General features: G+C 73.2%; 17 protein-coding genes. 6 read left to right on the top strand and 11 right to left on the bottom strand.

Annotated features, from left to right (window positions below):
* Positions 1-55 precede the first annotated feature (55 nt).
* The 10 genes from ACFC79_RS05805 to ACFC79_RS05760 all read right to left on the bottom strand — a co-directional run bounded on the left by ACFC79_RS05805 (position 56) and on the right by ACFC79_RS05760 (position 12,373).
* Positions 56-1,378 carry a hypothetical protein gene (locus ACFC79_RS05805; RefSeq protein ID WP_376235660.1) on the bottom strand — a complete coding sequence of 441 codons (1,323 nt, stop codon included), beginning with the start codon at positions 1,376-1,378 and terminating at the stop codon, positions 56-58.
* Between the two features lie 208 nt (positions 1,379-1,586).
* The gene (locus ACFC79_RS05800) at positions 1,587-2,606 is read right to left on the bottom strand and encodes a glutamate ABC transporter substrate-binding protein (protein WP_376235658.1); all 1,020 of its coding nucleotides are present in this window, start codon (positions 2,604-2,606) and stop codon (positions 1,587-1,589) included.
* Positions 2,607-2,617: 11 nt separating this feature from the next.
* Positions 2,618-4,015: a hypothetical protein gene (locus ACFC79_RS05795; RefSeq protein ID WP_376235655.1), complete on the bottom strand. Its 1,398-nt coding sequence runs from the start codon at positions 4,013-4,015 to the stop codon at positions 2,618-2,620.
* 353 nt (positions 4,016-4,368) lie between these two features.
* A complete protein-coding gene (locus ACFC79_RS05790) occupies positions 4,369-5,343 on the bottom strand; it encodes an N-acetylglucosamine kinase (RefSeq protein WP_376235653.1) in 975 nt (324 codons plus the stop codon).
* On the bottom strand, positions 5,334-6,599 hold the full coding sequence (locus ACFC79_RS05785; protein WP_376235650.1) for a 6-phospho-beta-glucosidase: 1,266 nt from the start codon (positions 6,597-6,599) through the stop codon (positions 5,334-5,336). The genes ACFC79_RS05790 and ACFC79_RS05785 overlap by 10 nt, the downstream gene beginning before the upstream one ends.
* A gap of 2 nt (positions 6,600-6,601) precedes the next feature.
* Complete coding sequence (locus ACFC79_RS05780) at positions 6,602-7,504, bottom strand: carbohydrate ABC transporter permease (RefSeq protein ID WP_376235648.1); 903 nt, start codon at positions 7,502-7,504, stop codon at positions 6,602-6,604.
* A 1-nt stretch (position 7,505) separates the two neighbouring features.
* Positions 7,506-8,387, bottom strand: a complete 882-nt coding sequence (locus ACFC79_RS05775; RefSeq protein ID WP_376235835.1) for a carbohydrate ABC transporter permease — start codon at positions 8,385-8,387, stop codon at positions 7,506-7,508.
* Between the two features lie 97 nt (positions 8,388-8,484).
* Positions 8,485-9,822 carry an ABC transporter substrate-binding protein gene (locus ACFC79_RS05770; protein WP_376235645.1) on the bottom strand — a complete coding sequence of 446 codons (1,338 nt, stop codon included), beginning with the start codon at positions 9,820-9,822 and terminating at the stop codon, positions 8,485-8,487.
* A gap of 65 nt (positions 9,823-9,887) precedes the next feature.
* On the bottom strand, positions 9,888-11,111 hold the full coding sequence (locus ACFC79_RS05765) for an ROK family protein (protein ID WP_376235642.1): 1,224 nt from the start codon (positions 11,109-11,111) through the stop codon (positions 9,888-9,890).
* 197 nt (positions 11,112-11,308) lie between these two features.
* On the bottom strand, positions 11,309-12,373 hold the full coding sequence (locus ACFC79_RS05760) for a mechanosensitive ion channel family protein (protein ID WP_376235640.1): 1,065 nt from the start codon (positions 12,371-12,373) through the stop codon (positions 11,309-11,311).
* Between the two features lie 325 nt (positions 12,374-12,698).
* On the opposite strand from ACFC79_RS05760, the gene ACFC79_RS05755 reads away from it, so the two are divergent.
* Positions 12,699-13,235, top strand: a complete 537-nt coding sequence (locus tag ACFC79_RS05755; protein ID WP_376235637.1) for an HNH endonuclease — start codon at positions 12,699-12,701, stop codon at positions 13,233-13,235.
* Between the two features lie 151 nt (positions 13,236-13,386).
* Here the strand turns inward: ACFC79_RS05755 and ACFC79_RS05750 are convergent, their stop codons facing one another.
* On the bottom strand, positions 13,387-16,485 hold the full coding sequence (locus ACFC79_RS05750; RefSeq protein WP_376235634.1) for a beta-N-acetylglucosaminidase domain-containing protein: 3,099 nt from the start codon (positions 16,483-16,485) through the stop codon (positions 13,387-13,389).
* 425 nt (positions 16,486-16,910) lie between these two features.
* Between ACFC79_RS05750 and ACFC79_RS05745 the strand changes: the two genes are divergently transcribed.
* From ACFC79_RS05745 to alc, 5 genes are all read left to right on the top strand, one after another.
* A complete protein-coding gene (locus ACFC79_RS05745) occupies positions 16,911-17,174 on the top strand; it encodes a hypothetical protein (protein WP_376235632.1) in 264 nt (87 codons plus the stop codon).
* A complete protein-coding gene (gene malQ, locus ACFC79_RS05740; RefSeq protein ID WP_376235629.1) occupies positions 17,175-19,358 on the top strand; it encodes a 4-alpha-glucanotransferase in 2,184 nt (727 codons plus the stop codon). It abuts the gene before it with no gap.
* A 92-nt stretch (positions 19,359-19,450) separates the two neighbouring features.
* The gene (locus tag ACFC79_RS05735; RefSeq protein WP_376235627.1) at positions 19,451-19,681 is read left to right on the top strand and encodes a hypothetical protein; all 231 of its coding nucleotides are present in this window, start codon (positions 19,451-19,453) and stop codon (positions 19,679-19,681) included.
* A gap of 228 nt (positions 19,682-19,909) precedes the next feature.
* A complete protein-coding gene (locus ACFC79_RS05730) occupies positions 19,910-20,845 on the top strand; it encodes a LysR family transcriptional regulator (protein ID WP_376235624.1) in 936 nt (311 codons plus the stop codon).
* Between the two features lie 46 nt (positions 20,846-20,891).
* On the top strand, positions 20,892-22,043 hold the full coding sequence (alc, locus tag ACFC79_RS05725) for an allantoicase (RefSeq protein WP_376235622.1): 1,152 nt from the start codon (positions 20,892-20,894) through the stop codon (positions 22,041-22,043).
* The last annotated feature ends 53 nt before the right edge of the window (positions 22,044-22,096 follow it).

Here is a 22,096-nt window from a genome sequence, read left to right as displayed (position 1 = left end):
TCCCCCTGTCCACCGCGCCGCCGCGGCGGCCCTTGCGTTGTGCCCATGCCTGCGTTCACCGGCCGTCCTCCGGTCCGGAGGTCCGGGGCTGGGCCAGCAGTTCCGCCGCCGTCTCCTGGTAGCGCCGTACCGCCTGGGCGGCGACCCGCAGATCGCACGGCGCGCTCCACAGCATCCGACGCGCCACGTCGTACCGCTCGATCAGCAGCGGGTCCTCGGCCAGGCCGTGCCGGGCGACCTTCGCCCGGTACGCGTCCAGCCTGCCGCGCAGCTCCGCCCGCACGGCCAGCGGGGCGGTGACCGCGGTCAGTGACTCCCGGGCGCGCAGCAATTCCTCCTCGGCCTCCCGCTCCAGCGCCTCCAGGAGCGGTGACAGGCGGTGCCACCGGGCATGCCTGCGGTACTCCGACGCCAGGGCCAGTTGCTCCTGGAGTGCGGTCGCCGGGCCGCTCACCGCGGGCACCTCGGTCGCGGCGATCTTCGCCAGCACCTCGCCGCGCGCCGTCCTGGCCTCGGTCAGGGTCCGGTCCGCACGGGACAGGACGTCGCGCAGCCGGCCCAGCCGCTGCTCGGCGTCCTGCCGGACGGCGAGCACCGCCTCGATCTCCCGTCGCACGTCCTCCAGGGCGCGAGCCGCCCGGTCGTAGCGCGTGGTGTCGGGGCGCCCGCCACCCGGAGCCGAACTCCCCGGCCCCGAGAGCCAGAAGGCCAGCGGGTCGGAGACCACCTGCACCCGCAGCGTCGCCAGCTCCTCGGTGATCGCCTCCAGTTCGTCCCCCGCCGGATGTTCACCGGGCCGGACCCCCGCCGAGTGGGCCAGCGAGCGGGTGCGGTGCAGCTCGGCGGCGAGCAGGTCGATCCGGGCGGGCAGCGCGGACCACACGGAGTCGGAGGCGACGACCATGTCCAGCGAACGGGCGTACAGGTCGTTCATCCGGGCGACCAGCTCCTCCAGCGTGAACCGCTCGGAGAGCTTGGCCGGGCCGGTGATCGACGGGGTGGGCCGTCCGGCCGCGTGCGCCACGGTGACACTCTGCCCGCGCAGCAGGTCGGTGAGGGCCACCAGGTCGTCCCGGTTGGGATGGCGACGGCGGGCCCGCACCGCGCGGGCCCGGGACAGCGTCCCCGTGTACGCCTCGAAGTATCCCCACAGCAGCGTGATCGACTGCTCGGTGGCCGCCCAGCGTTCCTCGGTGACGCCGGTCAGATCGGCGCCCTCCAGGAGCCGACGGCCCGCATGGTCCTGCAGGGCGAGGAGCGAGGTCTCGATCGCCTCGTGCTCCGCGCCCAGCCGGGCCAGCGCACGGTCCGCCTCGTCCCGGTCCAGGACCGGGCCGGGGGGCCTTTCCGCGTAGGGGAAGGGGCCCGCGACGCCCATCGATCATCTCTCCGCTCCTCCTGCCGGGACGGGCCCGGAAGGATCAGTGCCATTGCCTCGTCGATCCGGGCCGCACCATCTCACGCGCCCCGGGCCGTCCCGGCACCAGTGCCCTTCTCCGTAACGTGTGCCCCGTCGCGCCGCCCGGCACCTCCCCAGGCTCCCGGCATCGCCGGTCACGACACCGGACGGTCCGGTCGGTCCCGGCCTAGGTCTTCGCGGGCGGCTTCTTTCCCGGCAGGGTCTTCTCCAGCCACTTCCGGTACGACGTCATCCAGGCGCTGTTCGTGCCACCGCTGCTGTAGTCGACCAGCACCTGGTTGACGCGGGCCACCAGATCGGTCGCGCCCTTCTTGGCCGCCACGCCGTAGTACTCCTCGGTGAACGTTCCGCCCTTGAACTCGACCGCCGGGTCCTGGGCGACCTGCGCGGCCGCGAGCGCGTCGTCCGTGACCACGGCGTCGACCTCGCCGAGTTGCAGCCGCACCAGGCAGTCCAGCTGGTTGGGGACGGGGAGCTCGTTCTTCACCTCGAAGGTCGCGCCGTGCGGCTTCTCCTTCAGTGCCTCGTAGGCGCTGGAGCCCTCGGCGGTGCACACCCGCTTGCCGGACAGCGAATCGTCGTACCCGGTGATCGGCGAACTCCTCGGCGCGAGGACCTGCTGTCCGGCCTGGAAGTAGGGGGTGGAGAAGGAGACCTTTTTCTTGCAATTGATCGTCATCGTGCGGACCACGAGGTCGATGTCGCCGTTCTCCAGCATCGTCTCCCGGTCCGCGGTCGAGATGACCCGGAGGATCACCGCGTTCGGGTTGTGCAGGATGTTCTCGGCGATGGCCCGCGCCAGGTCGATGTCGAAGCCCTCGATCTCGTTGTTCGCCGACGCGTCCGCCTCCGGCCTGTTCTTCTCCGGATTGCGGTATCCCCAGTAGAGGCTGTTCTGGTCGACGCCCACGATCAGCTTGCCGCGGTTTTGGATCTCCTCGATCTTGGCGCCGTTCGCGTTGGACGGCGGTTCGCTCGCCCACGGATCCGAGCGCGCGCAGTCGTCGGTCCGGGTCTGCGTCGCGTACGCCGTCCCCGGGGCGCGGCCCGGGGCATCGGCACCGGCGTGGGAGAGCGGCAGCAGCGTGAGCGAGGCCGTCACCGCGCAGGCCACGGCCATGCACGTCACACCGCCCCAGCCGCGCAGCCTGCCGACGGCGGCCCCCACCGTGCGCTTCCTGGTCATCGCTCCCCCTCTCACCGGTACTCCGAGAGCCTGCGGTTGATACCGACGATCGCCGCGCCCGCCCCCAGCAGCGCGAGCAGGGCCGCTCCGACCGGCAGCGGGGACAGCATGCCCCGTCCGCTCCGCGCGGCCGTCCCGAACTGCTCCTGCTCATGGACGCGCGCCTGCTTGAGCCCCGCGTCCACCAGGGTGAACGACTCGGCGGTCGACCGCTTCGCGCTGGTGATCAGTTCCAGGGCGCCGCGGTAGTCGCCGTCCTCCTCGGCCTTGCGGGCGTCCTTGTGGCGGTCCTGCCATGTGGCGACCGCGGTGATCGCGGTCTTCACCGGGTCCTTCCCCTTGCTGTCCTCGGCGAACGTCCGGGCCTGTGCCAACTGGTCGCCGAGCAACCTCATGTCCGTGGCGAAGTCGGCCTCGTACTTGTCCTTCCGGTCCGTCTTGCCCGGGGTGAGCACCGAACCCCGGGCGACCAGGCCGAGGTTCTCATTGGCGCGCGCCTTCAGGGAGCTGATCCGCGCGTTGTTGAGTACATCGAGGGACCGCTGCCCGTGCACGTCGGCGTCCCGCAGCTCGGACCGGGCCACCGTGTGCCCGGCGGACAGCCACAGCAGGAGCACGGTGGACGCGGCGGTCGCGACGAGCAGCCCGTGGTTGAAGACCCGGTTCGTCCTGCGGTAATTGCGCCGCTGCGCCCAGACGAGCGCGGCCACCGCCACGACCCCCAGGCCGATCGAGAGGAACGGCCAGGCCCGGGCGTCGTCGTTGTCCCGGCCGAGCCGAGCCGTCTCCGCCTTGTACAGCCGTTCGGCGGCCGGCAGCAGGATGTCGGTCATCTTCTGGTTCGCGTACCGGAGGTAGGCGGCGCCCAGCGGATATCCCTGGCGGTTGTTGGCACGGGCCCGTTCGATCAGCCCCGTGTACCGGGGAAGCTCCTCGCTGAGCGTGGTGATTTCCTGCCCGGAGCTCGTCGACGCGTCGGCGTCGGCCGCGGCCCTCACCAGGAGTTCGGACGCCCGGGTGATGTCCTTCTCGTACTCGTCGCGGTTCTCGCGCGGCTCCTCGGCCCCGGCCAGGAAGCCGCCGGCCACCGCGGTGTCGGCGCTGGCCAGGGAGTGGTAGAGGTCGGCCGCGACCCTGCTCAGCGGCTGGCTGCGTGCCACCACGTCGTTCGCGGCGTCCGCCCTGCCCTGGACTTCGAGCGCCGTCACCGTTCCGAACGCGACGACGAGCAGGGCCAGCGCGGCCCCGATGATGCGCAGCCTGCCGGGCTCGGTCGTCGCCGCGGCCCGGAGCCGGCCCGTCGTGACGGCCCAGACGCCGGGTTCCGGCGGAGCGGGCACGGGCACGGATGCGGACGGCACGGGCCGCGGCTGCTGCTTCGCGGTCCGTACATTCGGCGGGTGTGTCACGTGACCTCCCCCTCGGTCGCCGACGATGGCCCGGCCCCCCGGCCGGCCGGGGGACTGGTACCCGGCCAGAAGTATGGCCGCGGGAGCCGGCACACGCACCGTGAACGCCCGGATCCCGCACGGGTCCGCCTGCCGGACCCATGCGCATTCGATCAAGGCACGCGCCGCCGATCAAGCCGATCGGCGGACCGAACCCCGAAACGGCTCGATCTCCCCACCCATGAACACGTCCGGGACGGCTGAGCGGTTCCCGTACGCAGGAGGCGTCCCGCGGTGCGCGGCACCGGGGGACGCCTCCTGGGGGCGAATCGGCGGGCGCCCTCCCGGAGGGCTCCCGAATGTGGGACGACGGGTCAGCGGTACTGGGCGCGCAGCCTCTCGTGCACCTCGGCCGCCGCCTCCGTGCGATCGAGACCGAGCAGCGCGGCCCCCAGGACCGGAGGCTCCGTCACGACCCGGACGACCGCCCGCGGTGCCCGTGCCGCGAGAAGCTCGGAGATCCGTTCGTCCAGCTGCGGGTGACGGGCCGCCAGCACACTGCCGCCCAGCACCACCGGGGCCTCCTCGGTCAGCAGGTCGAGCCGGGTCAGGGCGACCGACGCCATCGCGACGACCTCCTGGGCCAGCCGGTTCACCAGCGAGCCCGCCACCGGGTCACCGCCCGCCGCGGTCGCGAACAGCACCGGGCTCAGCTCGTGCCGGCGCTCGAACCCGATCCGGCCCAGGTGCAGCGCCTCGATCAGTGCGTACATGGAGTCGAGCCCGAAGTGGCCGGGCAGCGTACGGGCCAGTTCGGTCGGCTCGCCGCGGCCGTCCTCGGCCCGCGCGGCGAACCACATCGCCTCCTCGGCCAGCCCCGAACCGCCGCCCCAGTCCCCGGATATCCGGCCTATCGCGGGGAAGCGGGCGGTCCGCCCGTCCGGCACCATGCCGACGCAGTTGATCCCCGCGCCGCAGACGACCGCCACGCCCCGGGGCTCGTCGACCCCCGCGCGCAGGATCGCGAAGGTGTCGTTGCGGACCTCGACCGTGCCGCCCCAGCCGCGGGCGCGCAGCGCCGCGGCCAGCTGCTCCTCCTCCACCGGGAGGTCGGCGTTGGCGAGGCAGGCCGACACGTGCGCGACGGTACCGGCGGGCACGCCCGCCGACTCCAGCGCCCGGTCGACGGCGGCGCCGAGCGCGTCGACCGCCTCCTCGACCCCCACCACCGGCGGCTGGAATCCGCCGCCGCGAGCGGTCGAGAGAATCGTCCCGTCAGTACCGATCAGGGCCACGTCGGTCTTGCTGTTCCCCGCATCGATCGCGAGGACCGAAGCGTTCACGCCCACGCCAGGTGCTCCCGGTTGTGCGCGATCAGCTTGTCGGTGAGCGCCTCGGCGTACTCGAACTGGCCGATCAGGGGGTGCGCGAGGAGCGCCTTGAACACCCGATCGCGACCGCCGCGCAGCGCCGCCTCCAGGGCCAGGTCCTCGTACGCCGTCACGTGGGAGATCAGCCCCGCGTACAGCGGGTCCAGCTCCGGCACGGCGAGCGGGGCCGCGCCCGTCCCGTCGACCCGGGCCTGCACCTCGATCACGGCGTCGTCCGGCAGGAACGGCAGCGTCCCGCGGTTGTACGTGTTCACCACCTGCACCGCGGAGCCGCCCGAGCCGAGCAGCGAGGACGCCAGGTCCACCGCGGCCTCGGAGTAGAAGGCGCCGCCGCGCTTGGCGAGCAGCGCGGGCTTCTCGTCCAGCGCCGGATCGCCGTACATGGCGAGGAGTTCCTTCTCCATCGCGGCCACCTCGGCCGCCCGGGACGGCTTGGTGCCCAGCTCCCGCACGACCTCGTCGTGCGTGTAGAAGTACCGCAGGTAGTACGAGGGGACGACGCCGAGCCGGTCGACGATCGCCCGCGGCATGCGCAGGTCGTCCGCGATCGCGTCGCCGTGCTCGGCGAGCAGCCGCGGCAGGACGTTCTCGCCGTCCGGGCCGCCGAGGCGGACGCCGAGCTCCCAGGTCAGGTGGTTGAGCCCGACGTGGTCGAGGTGCACCTGGTCGGGCGTGACGTCGAGCAGCCGGGCGAACTTCCGCTGGAAGCCGATCGCCACGTTGCACAGGCCGACGGCCTTGTGACCGGCCTGGAGCAGCGCCCGGGTGACGATGCCGACCGGGTTGGTGAAGTCGATGATCCAGGCGTTCGGGTTGGTGCGCCGGACCCGTTCGGCGATGTCCAGGACGACCGGGACGGTGCGCAGCGCCTTGGCGAGGCCGCCGGCCCCGGTGGTCTCCTGGCCGATGCAGCCGCACTCCAGCGGCCAGGTCTCGTCCTGGTTGCGGGCGGCCTGGCCGCCCACGCGCAGCTGGAGCAGGACCGCGTCGGCGTCGGCGACGCCCGCGTCGAGGTCCGAGGTGGTGACGATCCGTCCCGGGTGGCCCTGCTTGGCGAAGATTCGCCGGGCCAGTCCGCCGACGAGTTCGAGACGGTCGGTCGCCGGGTCGACGAGCACCAGCTCCTCGATGGGCAGCGTGTCGCGCAGCCTGGCGAATCCGTCGATGAGTTCGGGGGTGTAGGTGGACCCGCCACCCACTACTGCGAGCTTCATGGTCAGCCCTTTACTCCGGTCAGTGTGACGCCCTCGACAAACGCCTTCTGGGCGAAGAAGAAGACGAGGATCACGGGGGCCATGACCAGTACGGTCGCGGCCATGGTCAGATTCCAGTCGGTGTGGTGCGCGCCCTTGAAGGACTCCAGGCCGTAGCTCAGGGTCCAGGCGGCGGGGTTCTCGGAGGCGTAGATCTGCGGTCCGAAGTAGTCGTTCCAGGCGTAGAAGAACTGGAAGAGCGCGACGGCGGCGATGCCCGGCTTGGCCATCGGCAGGACGACCCTGAGCAGGGTGCGCAGTTCGCCGCAGCCGTCGACCTTCGCCGCGTCGAGGTACTCGTTCGGGATGGTCAGCAGGAACTGCCGCAGCAGGAAGATGGAGAACGCGTCGCCGAACGCCATCGGGACGATCAGCGGCCAGAGCGTGCCGGACAGGTCCAGCTGCTTCGCCCAGAACAGGTACATCGGGATGACGACGACCTGCGGCGGCAGCATCATCATCGAGATGACGAGCATCAGCGACAGGTGCCGGCCGCGGAAGCGGAACTTGGCGAGCGCGTACGCCACGGGCAGGGACGACACGACGGTCAGGACCGTGCCGAGTCCCGCGTACATCAGGGTGTTGCGCCACCAGGTGAGGAAGCCCGGGGTGTCGAACACCTTCTTGTAGTTGCTCCACTCGAAGGGGTGCGGCCACAGGTCGCGGGTCAGCGCCTGCTGGTCGCTCATCAGCGAGGTGAGCACGAGGAAGACGAACGGCAGCACGAAGAAGAGCGCCGCCGCCACGCCGAGCGCGTGCACGGCGATCCAGTGGAGCAGCGCCTTGCGGCGCGCGGTCCGTCCGGCCGACGCGGCCGGGGCGGCCCCGGGGGCCGCCGCCGGACGGGTGTCGAGAGCCTGCGCCACGTCACTCACCTGCCTGGATCAGCCCGCTGCGGCGCCGCATCAGCAGTGCGGTGAACGCCATGGCGAGGACGAACAGAACGAGCGCGACCACGCAGGCGGAGCCGTAGTCGAAGCGCTGGAAGCCGAGGTTGTAGACGAGCTGCGGCAGCGTCAGTGTCGAGTCGTCGGGATAGCCGGGTTGGAACTGCTGCCCGGAGCCGCCGATCACGCCCGAGGCGATCTTCCCCGCCACGAGCGGCTGGGTGTAGTACTGCATCGTCTGGATGATCCCGGTGACCACGGCGAACATCACGATCGGCGAGATGTTCGGCAGGGTGACGAAACGGAACTGCTGGAACGGGCCCGCCCCGTCCAGTTCGGCCGCCTCGTACTGCTCCTTCGGCACGTCGAGCAGCGCGGCCATGAAGATCACCATCAGGTCGCCCACGCCCCACACCGCGAGTGCGGTCAGCGCCGGCTTGGACCAGGCGGCGTCCGTGAACCAGCCGGGTGTGGGCAGCCCCAGCTCGCCGAGGAGCGAATTGACCGGCCCGGTCCCCGGGTTGAGCAGGAAGACGAAGCCGAGCGTCGCCGCGACCGGCGGCGCCAGGTACGGCAGGTAGAACAGGGTGCGGAAGACCCCGGCCCCCGTCTTGATCTTGGTGATCAGCAGGCCGACGCCGAGACCGAACACCACCCGGCAGGCCACCATCACCACGACCAGCCAGAGCGTGTTGCGCAGCGCGGGCCAGAACAGCGGGTAGTCGGAGAAGACGAACGACCAGTTCTTGAGCCCGCTGAACTCGGGGGCGGCGAAACCGTCGTAGGAGGTGAAGGAGAAGTAGACCGTGGAGATCAGCGGGTAGGCGAAGAAGACGCAGAACCCGATCAGCCACGGCGACATGAACGCCGCGGTCCGAAGCGCCGACCTGCGGCGCTTCGAACGCGGCGTGTACGTGCCCGTACGCGCCGACGTACTCGTGGACGTGCTCATCGCGGTGCTACTTCGCCTGCGCGATCGCGGCGTCGATCTCGGCGGCGGTCTTCTCCAGCCCCGCCTTGATGTCCGTCTGCTTGCCCTTCTCGATGTCGAACCCGAGGTTCTGCAGGGACACCAGGTACGCGCCGCCGTTCACCGAGGGCGGGGTGGTGGTGCTCTTCGGGTTCGCGGCGATGTCCAGGAAGGTCTTGAACCGCGGGTCGTACTTCAGCCTCGGGGACTTCAGCGCCTCCAGCGTGGAGGGCACGTTGTGGATGGCGTTGGCGAAGTCCACCACCGCGTCGGTGTCGGTGGTCATGAACTTGACCAGCTCCCAGGCCGCGTTCTGCTTCTTCGACGTGGCGGCGACACCGGCGACGGTGCCGGTCAGGTAGCCCTTGCCGTAGCTGTCGCGCTGGTCGTCGGCGACGGGCATCGGGGCCACCCCGATCTCGAACCCCGGCTTGGTCTCCTCGGCCATCCCCAGCCGCCACTCGCCGTCCAGCTGCATGGCCACCTGGCCGGTGTGGAAGGGGTGCTTGGCGCCCCACTCGTCACCGAACGACGTGCGGTACTTCTCCAGCTTCTCGTACCCGCCCAGGTCGTCGACCAGCTTCTTCTGCACGGTGAGCATGGCGGCGAACGCCGGGTCCTCGGCGATGTTCGCCTTGCCGTCCGCGTCGAAGTACTTCGGGTCCCAGCCGCCGAGGTAGTGCTCGGTCGTCGACTCGTAGCCGTGGTAGTTCGGCATGAAGCCGAGCCGCTCGTACGAGTCGCCCTTGGCCTTCGTCAGCTTCTTGGCGACCTCGGCCAGCTCCGACCAGGTCTCCGGGGGCTTGGCGACACCGGCGTCCTTGAACGCGTCCTTGTTGTAGTAGAGGCCGTACGCGTCACCGAGCAGCGGGACGGTGCAGCGCACGCCGTCGAACTGCGTGTACTCGTTCATCGCCTTCGGGAACGTCTTGTCCGGGTCTATGCCGTCCCGCTTCAGGAAGGGGTTCAGATCGACGAACGCCTTCGACGAGCAGAATTTCCCGACGTTGTTCGTGGTGAACGACGAGACGACGTCCGGGGCGTTCGAACCGCCCGCCCGCAGCGCCTGGTTGATCTTGTCGTCGGTCATGTTGCCGACGACCTCGACGTGGATGTTGGAGTGCTTCTTCTCGAAGGCGTCGACCGTCGCCTTGATCGCCGCGACCTCGCCGGGGGCGCTCCACCCGTGCCAGAAGGTGATGGTGGTGTCCTTGGAGGCGTCGTCCGTGGCACCGGAATTGCTCTGACCGGTACAGGCGGAGGCGAGAAGCGTGAGCGCGGCGGTCGCGGCGAGCGCGGCGGCCGTCTTCCGGCGGTTTCCGGACATGGCGGTGACTCCCGGTGGACGATGGGTCGGAGAGGGGATGACGTACGGAAGAAACGGAAAACGGGTCAGCGCGACGTGTCGAAGACTTCGTCACGGGTGGTGGCGAGCGCACTTTCCAGCGCACCGCGCAGGACGGGACGGTGGGTGACGTCACCGGCGATCAGCCGGGGCCGCGAGGCGGCCAGTTCGATCAGCTCGGACTCCACCCGGCAGCGCAGCGGCTCGCCGCCGGCCGCGATCACCTCGCCGGACAGCACCACGACCTCCGGGTCCAGCACGGCGATCATGGAGGCGAGACCGGTCGCGAGCCCGGTGGCGTACTCGTCGAGGAGCCGGGGGTACGGGCCGTCGTCACCCGCCTCGGCGGCCTCGGCGGCCCCGGCGAGCAGCCGGGCCGCGACCTCGTGGTGGGTACCGGCACCGCGGACCGCCGCGTCCTCGATGCCGAGCCCCCGGGCCAGCCGGGCCAGCACCTGGGAGCCCGCCAATTCCTGGAACCCGCCCGAATTCGCCTTGGTGACCTGCCGGACCAGCGGCGCGCCCGGCACCGGCAGGAAACCGACCTCGCCGGCGCCACCGGTGAAGCCACGGTGCAGGCGCCCGTTGATCACCAGGGCGGCACCGAGCCCCTCCTCGTTCCACAGCAGGACGAAGTCGTCGTGCCCGCGTGCCGCGCCGAGCCGTTGTTCGGCCACCGCGACCAGGTTCACGTCGTTCTCGTACTCGACCGGCATCGGCAGGAACGCGGCGAGTTCCTCCAGCAGGGTGGGGGAGTGCCAGCCGGGCAGGTGCGAGGCGTATCGCAGCCTGCCGGTGCCGGGATCGAAGGCGCCGGGGGTGCCGATGACGACCCGGTGCACGTCGGAACGGGTGAGCCCGGCGTCCTTGACCGCCCCGTCCAGGGCGTCCGCCACCTGCCGCACCACCGAGTCGGCGCGCCGCCCCGGGGTGCGCAGCTCGAACTCCCCGACCGTCGCACCGGTCACGTCGGCGACGGCGGCGAGGATCCGGCGGGCGTTCACATCCAGCCCCGCGACGTGCGCGGCCCGCGCGTTCACCGCGTACAGCTGGGCGTTGGGCCCCGGCCGTCCGGCCACGGTCCCGGTGGCGACGACAAGCCCGGCCGCCTCCAGCCGCGCCAGCAACTGGGACGCGGTGGGCTTGGAGAGCCCGGTCAGTTTCCCGATCCTGGTCCGCGAGAGGGGGCCGTGCTCCAGTAGCAGATCGAGGGCGGCCCTGTCGTTCATGGCCCGCAGAACGCGGGGGGTACCCGGTGTGGTTCCGGCCATGAGCATCCACCCGCCCTCTGTTAGGAAAGTTTCCTATTCTGTGAGAGGACCGTATGGCGCGCGCGCCGGGGCGTCAATGGGCGGCATCGCTGCGGCAACCAAAGCGTTACGTGGCGTCCGTCTGCCGGACACCACGTAACGCGCCGACGGGCCTGTCGCGGAGCAGAGGGCCCCGGCCCGGCCGCTTCCCCGGGCGGCTACTTCCCCCTGTTCGGCGGCGGGATGATCGGGTTCGTGGCCAGGGTCTGCGGCGAGGTGGCCGACGCGAACGCCGACGGGGCGGCCACGGCGGCCGACGGGTCCGCCGAGGGCTCCTCCTCCGCCTGGGCCGGTACGCCGGCCATCCGGATGCCCGCCTCGTCCAGGGCCTGCTTGATCCGCCAGCGCAGCTCGCGCTCCACGCCCACCGCCTTGCCGGGCATCGTCTTCGCGGCCACCCGGACCGTCATCGAGTCCAACTGCACCGTGTCCAGGCCCAGGACCTCGACCGGACCCCACAGACGCTCGTTCCACGGGTCCTCCTTGGCCATCGCCGCGGCGGCATCGGTGATCACCGAACGGACCCGGTCCAGGTCCTCCGTGAGATGCAGCGTCACGTCGACGCCGGCCGTCGACCAGCCCTGGCTGAGGTTGCCGATCCGCTTCACCTCGCCGTTGCGGACGTACCAGATCTCGCCCTCGGCGCCGCGCAGCTTGGTGACCCGCAGGCCGACCTCGATGACCTCGCCGGAGGCGATACCCGCGTCGATGCTGTCGCCGACGCCGTACTGGTCCTCAAGGATCATGAAGACGCCGGAGAGGAAATCCGTGACCAGGTTGCGCGCACCGAAACCGATCGCCACACCGGCCACCCCGGCGGAGGCCAGCAGCGGGGCCAGGTTGATCTGGAACGCGCCGAGGATCATCAGGACGGCCGTGCCGAGGATCAGGAAGGACGCCACCGACCGCAGCACGGAACCGATCGCCTCGGACCGCTGACGGCGGCGTTCCGCGTTGACCAGCAGCCCGCCCAGCGCGGTGCCCTCGACCGCCTGGGCGCTGCGGTTCATCCGTTCTATGAGCTTGGTCAGGGCACGCCGGACCGCGATGCGCAGCATGATCGCGACGGCCGCGATGAGCATGATCCGCAGGCCGGTGCTCAGCCAGGTGGACCAGTTCTCCTCCACCCAGCTCGCGGCGTTGCCGGCCTGCTCGGCGGCCTCGTCGAGCGAGCTGCCGGACCCGGGCGACGGGGTTGCGGTCAACAAGGCGGACAGGGGCACGACGGGACCTCCGGCTGGGCTGCGACGGACCCACCACACTAACGGGGCAGCGGTCGCGGATGGCTGTCGCGACCGAGGAGGCAGAGGCGTCCCGGGGGCGCGAAGGGCGCGTGTGGCCGATCACACACCGGACGCGGGCCTGCCGAAACGGCCCCGCGGGGCCTGCCGTGGCCCGTCGCCACGGGAATCACGGGGCCGCGGCGCGAAAAATCCTCCCAGCCCGTTACCCGCACGTGGTGGCGCATCGACCGGGCGTGAGGAGAAACTTGGATCGGATCGTCCCGGCGCGAGCCACGCGCCGCCGGCGTACAAGGAGGCGTCCACCGTGCCGCATGTCCTGGTTCTCAACGCGTCGTACGAGCCGCTCGGCGTCGTACCGCTCCGCCGCGCTCTCGTCCTCGTGCTCGAAAACAAGGCAACCTGCCTCGAGGAATCCGGCGCCTTCATGCACAGTGCCACCCGGGTCGTCCCGGCCCCCAGCGTCGTCCGTCTCAAACGCTTCGTACGGGTCCCCTACCGCGGGCCCGTCCCCCTCACCCGCCGGGCCCTCTTCGCCCGGGACGGGGGCCGCTGCATGTACTGCGGGGCCGCGGCCACGAGCGTCGACCACGTCATCCCGCGCAGCCGCGGCGGTCAGCACTCCTGGGACAACGTCGTGGCGGCCTGCCGTCGCTGCAACCACGTCAAGGCCGACCGGCACCTGCCGGAGCTCGGCTGGCGGCTGCACCAGCAGCCCGCCCCGCCCACGGGCCTCGCGTGGCGCATCATCGGGACCGGGCATCGTGATCCGCGCTGGTTGCCGTACTTGCAACCGTTCGGCGCGGACGACGCGATGGCCCGGATCGACGGCGTATCAGCCTGAGGATCCGGGCCTTCGTCGTCCCCGGGGCCGTCCGGGGCCCGCCGTGCGGAGTGGACCGTGCGGTTGCCGTCCGGGGCCGGAGCACCCGGGAGCCACGGTGCCCGTACACGGCGCGCGGGGCGGCCGTCCCGGGGACGCGCGCGACCGGGGCTCACTCCGGCGCGGCGACGGCGTACGCCTCAACCGACCAGAGGGAGTAGCCGAACTCGGTGGCGCGGGCATCGCCCTGGACCCGGAGGAAGCGGGCGTCCTTCGCGTCCATCCGGACCGACTCGCGGCCGCCCCGCCCGTCCCGCACCGTCGCCGCCGTGCGCCAGGTCCGGCCGTCCGGGGAGACCTGGACGCGATAGCGGGAGGCGTAGGCGTCCTGCCAGTGCAGCACCACCCGGCCGATCCGGGCCGCGGCCGGCAGTTCCGCCTGCCACCAGGCGCCGTCCTCGGCCGGTGACGACCAGCGGGTCCCCGGGTCGCCGTCGGAGGCCGCCGAGGCCGGGAAGTCCGGCGTCTCGTCGGCGGACGAGGACGCCGTGGCGCCACGCAGCAGGTCCGGGCCCGCGGTGCGGGGGAACGCCCGGACGGTGAGCGTGCCGCGTTCGTCGCCGAAGCTGAGCGGCACCTCGTACTCGCCGGCCGGGGTGCCCGCCGGGACGGTGATCTCGACGGGGACGTCCGTGCCGGTGCCGCGCGGCACCCGGGTCCGCTTCGGGATGCTCACCTCGATGCCCTTGGGGGCGTGCGCGGTGAGCGTGCCGCGCACCTCGGCGGGGCGCCGGGCGGCCAGCCGGGCCCGGACCCGCTGCGGGCCGCCGCCGATCTCGGCGTCCGTCTCGCCGCGCGCGAGGTCCAGCCGGGCGGCGGGTTCGTCGCCGAACCACGGCACGAGCGCCCGCACCCGCGGAGCCGACACGTCCCCGGCGGCGGTGTTCCCGGAACCGGCGCCCCCGGACGAGGTGTCACCGGAACCGGCGTCACCGGGCGCGGGCGCAGGGCTTTCCGGCCCGCCCGTCCGGTTCTCCTCCTCCGCGACGACCGGCGGCCTCGCGCCCGTGATGAGCGGGGGAACGACCGGGCTCCCGGTCGGCCTGCTGATCCGGATCGCGTCGGCCCGCAGTCCCTTGGCCGGGATCTGGGTCCAGCCGCTCGCCGAGACCGGGCCCAGCACGCGCCAGCCCACGCCGGGCACGTGCGCCTCCAGCCTCGCACCGGCCCCCGGACCGTTCCCGGGTTCGGTCATCGCCGTCACGGCCTCCACCGGACGGGCCCGGTCCAGCCGGACCGTGTGGCTGCCGGGCGTCTCGGTCACCGTGCCCGCCTCGCGGTCCGCGCCCGTCCAGGCGTCCGCCTCCCGGCGCACCCGGTCCAGGAACGGGTCCAGCACCCCCTTGCCGACCGTCGCACCGCTCGCCCCCGTCGCCCGCCGCACCGGCTCCAGCGCCAGCGACGCCCGCCACGCGGCGGCGCCGTCGCCGCGCGCCTGCGCCTGCAACAGGTCGACGGCCAGCTCGCCCGCCCGGCCGTACCGGGACAACTGTTCGGCCCACGGCCGCACTTCGTCGTCGAGCCGCCCCTCGGCGACGTTCCCCAGCCGCTGCGGTGCCTGCCGCATCACGGTGAACGCCTCCCGCAGCGCGCGGGCCGCCGCGTCCCGCGCCGCCGCGTCCTGCGCGCTGCGGGACCGCCAGAACGCGTCCAGCAGCGGCCGCAGATACGCCGACTCGTCACCGCCCAGCACGGACGCCGCACTGTTCCCGGCCAGTGCGCGCAGCGCGTCGCCGGAGCGGGCGTCGCCGCCCGCGAGGTCGTCGATCGCCGCGTGCCAGGACTCCTGCGGCCGGTATCCCTTCGGGTTCCAGGCGAAGTCCGCGGCGGTGAACAGCGGGATGCGGGACGCGGACGGCTGCTCCATCGCGTTCGCGAGCAGCGCCGCGGACCCGGCCGCCACCGCCGGATCCCGTCCGGTGTACGGGCCCAGGAAGATCCGGTCCTGCGCGTAGTCGTTGACCGGGTAGTTGTCCATGGTGACCAGCGGATGCCGGAACGCGGCCCGCGCCCCCGCCAGTTCGCCGCCGGTGATGGTCCTCGGCACCACCCCGACCCCGGTCCAGGCGACCTGCACCCGGTCGTCGAGCTCCTTCGCGAGCGCCGTGCGGTACGCGGTCGTCCCGTCCTGGTAGAACTCCGTCGGCATCACCGACAGCGGCTCCGCGTCCGGATGCCTCGCCGCGAGGTGCCGGGCCACCGCGCTCGCCACCCGCGCCTGCGCGCGCGCCGCAGCCTCCGGACCGCGGCCGAAGGTGTCGGCGTCGGCGTCGCAGTGCCATTCGCTGTAGCTGATGTCCTGGAACTGGAGCTGGAACGCCCGCACGCCCAGCGCCCACATCGCGTCGAGCTTCCGCGTCAGCGCCCTCACGTCGTCGTCCGACGCCATGCACATGGTCTGTCCGGGGGCGACGGCCCAGCCGAGCGTCACATGCTCGGCCCGGGCCCGCTCGGCGAGCGCCCGGAACTCGGCCCGCCGCTCGGCCGGGTACGGATCGCGCCAACGGGACTGCCGGTACGGGTCGTCGCCCGCCGCGTACAGATAGCGGTTCTGCTTCGTGCGCCCCATGAAGCCGATCTGCGCGAGCCGTTCGGCACGGGTCCACGGCTGCCCGTAGAAGCCCTCCGTCATCCCGCGCACGGCGGTGCCCGGCCAGTCCCGCACGGCGACCCCGGCGACGGCGCCGTCCCGGATCAGCTGACGCAGCGTCTGGACGCCGTGGAACAGGCCGTCGTCGCCGACTCCGTCCACGGCGACGGTGTCCCGCCCCGCGACCCGGCCGACCGCGATCCGGTAGCCGCCGGAGGGCAGGTCGCCGCGGGCGGGAACGCGCAGCGCGCGCAGGGCGTCCGCGGCACCGGCGCCGCCGAGGCGGACGACCGGGCCGCGGCCCGGCAGCCCCTCGTGGACCGTGCGCACCCCCGCCCCCCGCAGGAGGTCCCGCAGCGCGCCGACGGCGTACGGATCGGCCTGCGCGTCGGCGACGAGGGTGACTTCGGCGGAGAGCGGGACGTCCGTCCCGGATGCCTCGATGGACTGGGGGCGCGGCCATACGGCGGGCGGCGCGCCGTCGCCGGTGCGGTCGGGCGTGGTGAGGGCGGGGGAGCCGGGCGCGGAGGGCGCGGCGACGGCCGGGGCGCCCGCGGAGAGCAGCCCGCCCAGCACGGCGACCGCGACGGCCGTTGCCCGCTTCCTGCGTCCGAGCCGCATCGCCCGTCTCCTTCGCTCCCGCCGATGGTCTCCGAGCCCACCATCCGCGCGCGAGGGTGTCAATGTGCCGGGGTGGTGTGCCGTAAATGCCCGATATGGCGGGTGTGGTGAGTGGTGGTCGGCAGAGGGCCGGCGACGCCAGGGATGGCGCCGAATGGCCGAAATCGACGGACGACTTGCGGAGAACCGGCCCCGGCGGAACGGATTGTGACCCGGGGCACGTTGAACTCGTTGTGATGACGACCTCGTCCACGACGGGCAGTGGGAGAAGGAGCGGCGTCCGGGGCCTTACGGATCCAAGGCGGAGGCCCCGGACGCCGCGACGCCGCCGGCGATCGTGGGCGAGGCCGAAAACGCCTACGTCTGCGAGCGAGACCGCCGGGTAGGCCCGCTGTGTCCTGTTCCGCCACGGCCAGGAGGCCACCATGTCCACCGTCGCGCATCCGCTGCTCCCCGCTCCCGCCTCACAGGCATCCGGTCCCGGCCCGCTGCCGCGCGTCCCCGCGCCCGGCCCCGGTCCGTTGACCAGCGAGACTCCGCTCGCCGACGCGATACCCCTGACCAGCGAGCCGCCGCTCGCCGAGGCCACCCCGTTGACCAGCGAACCCCCGCTCGCCGTCAATGCCCCGCTGACCAGCGAGCCGGCCACCACCGGCGGCACGTGGGGCATGGAGTCCCCAGGAGTCTGAATGGGCCTGTCCCGGCTCGCCGCACTGCACGGCGTCGCCACCTCCCACTCCCCGTCCCCCGGCGTCACGGTGCCCGTCCCGGACGACACGGTCGTCGCCGTGCTCGCCGCGCTCGGCGTGGACGCCGCCGGGCCCGAGGCGGTACGGGAGTCGCTCGCCACCGCCGAGTCCGCCGCCCGGTCCGGACTGCTCCCGCCGACCGTGGTGGTGTGGGCCGGGGAGCCGCTGCCCCCGGCGCTGGCGGCCCTGCCCCCGGGCGCCACCCTGGACGTGGCCCTGGAGGACGCCGGAGCACCCCCGTTCCCGGCCCTGCGGGTCCCGGCGGACCGCCCGCACCCGGCCGCGCCGGGACACGCGGACGCGGGAACGCGCGCGACCCCGGAGCCGGGCGCGGGCGCGGAATCCGGCGCGGACGGGGAGGCCGGTCCGGGGACGCCGCCCACCCCGCCCTGGTGGACCGAACCGCCGCTCGGCGTGCACCGGCTGGCCGTGCGCGCCCCGGGCGGCCGGAGCGCGTCCGCCATCCTCGTCGTCGCCCCGCCCCGGGCGCCCCGGCCGGCCGCGCGCTGCCACGGCTTCCTCGTGCAGCTCTACTCCCTGCTCTCCGCCCGTTCCTGGGGGATGGGCGACCTCGGGGACCTCGCCGACCTCGCCGCCTGGTCCGGGCGCACCCTCGGCGCCGGATTCGTCCAGATCAACCCGCTCCACGCCGCGGTGCCCGGCGACCCCACCGACCCGTCCCCGTACCGGCCCTCGTCGCGACGCTTCCCCGACCCCGTCCACCTGCGCGTCGAGTCCGTCCCCGAGTACGGCCACGTCCCGGACCGGTCAGCCCTCGACGACCTGCGCCAGAGCGCCGCCGCACTCGGCGACACCGTGCTGAACAAGGGCGCCCCGATCGACCGGGACGCCGTCTGGGAGCTCAAGCGCCAGGCCCTCGAACTCATCCGGGACGTCCCCCTCACCCCCGGCCGCCGTGCCGCCTACTGCGACTTCCTCGCCGCACAGGGGCAGGCGCTGGAGGACCACGCCCTGTGGTGCGCCCTCGCCGAGGAGCACGGCCCCGACTGGCACACCTGGCCCCCCGCCCTGCGCGACCCCCGCTCCGAGGAAGCCGCCCGCGCCCGCCACACCCTGCGCGACCGGGTCGACTTCCACTGCCGGCTCGCCTGGCTGACCGACGAGCAGCTCGCCGCAGCCCAGCGTGCCGCCCTGGACGCCTCGATGGCCGTCGGCATCGTCCACGACCTCGCGGTGGGTGTGCACCCCGGCGGTTCCGACGCCTGGGCCCAGCAGGACGCCCTCGCCCGAGGCATGTCCGTCGGCGCGCCCCCCGACGCCTTCAACGCCCGCGGTCAGGACTGGGGCTTGCCCCCGTGGCGCCCCGACGCCCTCGCCGCGTCCGGCTACGCCCCGTACCGCGGGCTGCTGCGCGCGCTGTTCGCGCACGCGGGCGCCCTGCGCATCGACCACGTCATGGGCCTGTTCCGGCTGTGGTGGGTGCCCGGGGGGCGCCCGCCCACCGAGGGCACCTACGTCGGCCACGACGCCGAGGCGATGCTCGCCGTCCTCGTCCTGGAGGCGCACCGGGCCGGTGCCGTGGTCGTGGGGGAGGACCTCGGCACCGTCGAACCACGGGTGCGCGAAACACTGGCCCGCCGGGGCGTGCTCGGCACCTCCGTGCTCTGGTTCGAGCGGGACTGGGACGGCACCGGCCGGCCGCTGGCCGCCGAACAGTGGCGCGAGAGCTGCCTGGCCACGGCCACCACGCACGACCTGCCGCCCACGGCCGCCCGGCTGGACGGCGACCACGTGCTCCTGCGCGACCGGCTCGGGCTGCTCGCCCGCCCCCTCGCGGAGGAACTGGCCGCCGACGCCCACGACACCGCGGAATGGCTCGGGCTCCTCGCCCGGCTCGGCCTGCTCCCGGAGGGCGAGGGCGACGAGGAGGGCGCCGTGCGGGCCGTGCACCGCTTCCTGCTGCGCACCCCGGCCCGCATGGTCGGCGTCTGGCTGCCCGACGCGCTGGGCGACCGCCGCCCGCAGAACGTCCCGGGCACCTGGGACCAGTACCCCAACTGGCGCCTGCCGACGGCCGACGCCGAGGGCAACCCGGTCACCCTGGAGGAGCTGGCCGCCGCGCCCCGCCTGCACCGGCTGATGGAGGTCTTCGAACGCCGCTGAGCACCGGCCCGGATCCCGTCCCGCCGCCCCGCCCCGGCCCCGTACGGCACCCCGGGCGCGCGCACGTCGTGGGCGTTCGCTACGTTTGCACCGTGGACAAGAAGAACGCTATGCGCGCCGGCGCCGTCACGGCCGGAACGACGCTGATGATGCTGCTCATGACGTCCCCCGCGCTCGCGCTCACCCGCGACGACGGTGACGACCCCGGTCCGGGCCTGAGCGTGATGGAGACCATCGGCCTGTACGTCGTGGCCCCCATCGCCCTGTTCGTGGTCATCATGGGCCTGGTCATGATCTTCGACAAGTCCAAGAAGCAGGTTTGACCGAGTCGGGAAGCACGGCCTGATCCACCCGGGAATCAGGGTCTGATCGGCCCGGGAACCGGGCGGATCAGACCCGGTGGACGGTCCCGACCGCAGGCCCGCCGAGTGCGCCGCCGGTACCCCGTGCCGGGCGGCGCACGCGCATGTCCGGACCCGGGCGGCACACACACGTGCCCGGCCCGGGCGGCCGTCGCGGGACCCCGGATGACTTGCCGCTAAGTTGCCGCCATGACCGAGTGGGACGTCAAGAAGCTCCGCATCCTGCGCACGCTGCGCGACCGGGGCACGGTCACCGCGACGGCGGAGGCCCTGCGCATGACCCCGTCGGCGGTCTCGCAGCAACTGTCCAACCTGTCCCGGCAACTCGGCGTGCCGCTCCTGGAGGCCCGGGGCCGACGCGTCCGCCTCACCGCCGCCGCCCATCTCGTACTGCGCCACGCCGAAGCCGTCTTCGCCCAGCTGGAGCGCGCCGACGCGGAGCTGACCGACTACCTGCGCGGCGAGGCGGGTGAGGTGCGGGTCGCGGCGTTCTCGACGGCGGTGCCCGCACTCGTCGTCCCGGCGATCCGGCGCCTGCGCGCCGAGGACCGTCCCGGGCCGGACGTGCGGGTACGGGAGGCGGAGGCCGCCCGGGCCTACGAGTTGCTGGCCGCGGGCGACGCGGACCTCGCGCTGTCCCTCACCGCGCACGCCCCGACCGCCCACGATCCCCGGTTCACCGTGCGACCGCTGCTCGCGGACCCGCTGGACGTGGCGCTGCCCGTCGGCCACCGCCTCGCCGCCGCCCCCGCGCTCCGCTTGGCGGAACTCTCCGACGACCCCTGGATCTTCGGCGGTTCCGGTCCCTGGTCGCAGATCACCAGGGCGGCGTGCGAGGCCGCCGGATTCGTGCCCGAGCAGGCGCACAGCGCCTGTGGCTGGACGGCGATCCTGGCCATGGTCGAGGCGGGGCTGGGTGTCGCGCTGATCCCGCGCATGGCGTCGGCGGAGCGGCGCGGCGGCCGGGACGGCGTGGTGCTGCGCGTGCTGGAGGCGGACCGGCCGCGCCGCCACGTGGTGGCGGCGGTGCGGCGGGGGGCCGAACGTGCACCCGCGGTGGCCCGGGTCCTCGGCGCACTGGGCGCGGCCGCCGATTCCTTCACTTCCGCTGAACAGAGACTGTAAAAACTTTCACTGGACCTGATGGGTGCCCGGTCGTGACAGTGGCCCCATGACCTTCGACCAGAACGAGCACCGGAACGAGAGCCACCACGACGATCCCCACGCCAACGACGCGGCCCCGTACGGCGGCGGCGACCCCTACGCCGACTACCGCACCACCGACCTCCCCTTCACCGACCTCGTCGACCTCGCCGACCGCCGCCTCGGCGCGGGCGTGATGGCCGCCAACGACGAGTTCTTCGCCCAGCGGGAGAACCTCCTCGTCCGGGAGCGCGCGGTCTTCGACCCCGAGCGCTTCGGCCACAAGGGCAAGGTCATGGACGGCTGGGAGACCCGCCGCCGACGCGGCGCGGACGCCGCCCACCCGTTTCCGGCCCCCGAGGAACACGACTGGGCCCTGATCCGCCTCGGCGCCCCCGGCATCATCCGCGGCGTCGTCGTCGACACGGCCCACTTCCGCGGCAACTACCCGCAGCGCGTCTCGATCCAGGCCGCGACCGCCGAGGGCTCGCCCGGCCCCGCCGACCTCCTCACCGACGACGTGAAGTGGGAGGAGATCGTCCCGCCGACCCCCGTGCGCGGCCACGCCGCCAACGGCTTCGAGATCATCTGCGGCCGCCGCTTCACCCACGTCCGCCTCTGCCAGCACCCCGACGGCGGCATCGCCCGTCTCCGCGTCCACGGCGAGGTCCTGCCCGACCCGACCTGGCTCGCCACCCTCGGCACCTTCGACCTGCTCTCGGTCCTGAACGGCGGCAGCTGCGAGGACGCCTCGGACCGCTTCTACTCCTCGCCGACCCAGATCATCCTGCCCGGCACCTCCCGCAAGATGGACGACGGGTGGGAGAACCGCCGCCGCCGGGTCCGCGACACCAACGACTGGGTGCGCTTCCGCCTCCCCGCCCAGGGCGCGGTCCGCGCGGTCGAGATCGACACCGCCTACCTCAAGGGCAACGCCGCCGGCTGGATCGCCCTCCACGGCCGCGACGGCGAGACGGGCGAATGGTTCGAGATCATCCCCCGCACCCGCCTCCAGCCCGACACCCCCCACCGCTTCCCGCTCCGCGTCCCGGCGGTCGTCACCCACGTCCGCCTCGACGCCTTCCCGGACGGCGGCGTCGCCCGCATGCGCCTGCACGGCAGCCTCACCGAGAGCGGCGCGGCCGACCTGGCCCGCCGCCACCAGGAGGCGGGGGTGTAACGACCCGGTGAGCAATGAGGGGCGGGCTCCGGACGCCCCGCGGCCCCGACTCC

The sequence above is a fragment of the Streptomyces sp. NPDC056061 genome (assembly GCF_042266885.1).
Classification (GTDB): domain Bacteria; phylum Actinomycetota; class Actinomycetes; order Streptomycetales; family Streptomycetaceae; genus Streptomyces.
The sequence above is the reverse complement of the archived record's forward strand: the minus strand, read 5'-3'. Positions and strand labels throughout refer to the sequence as shown.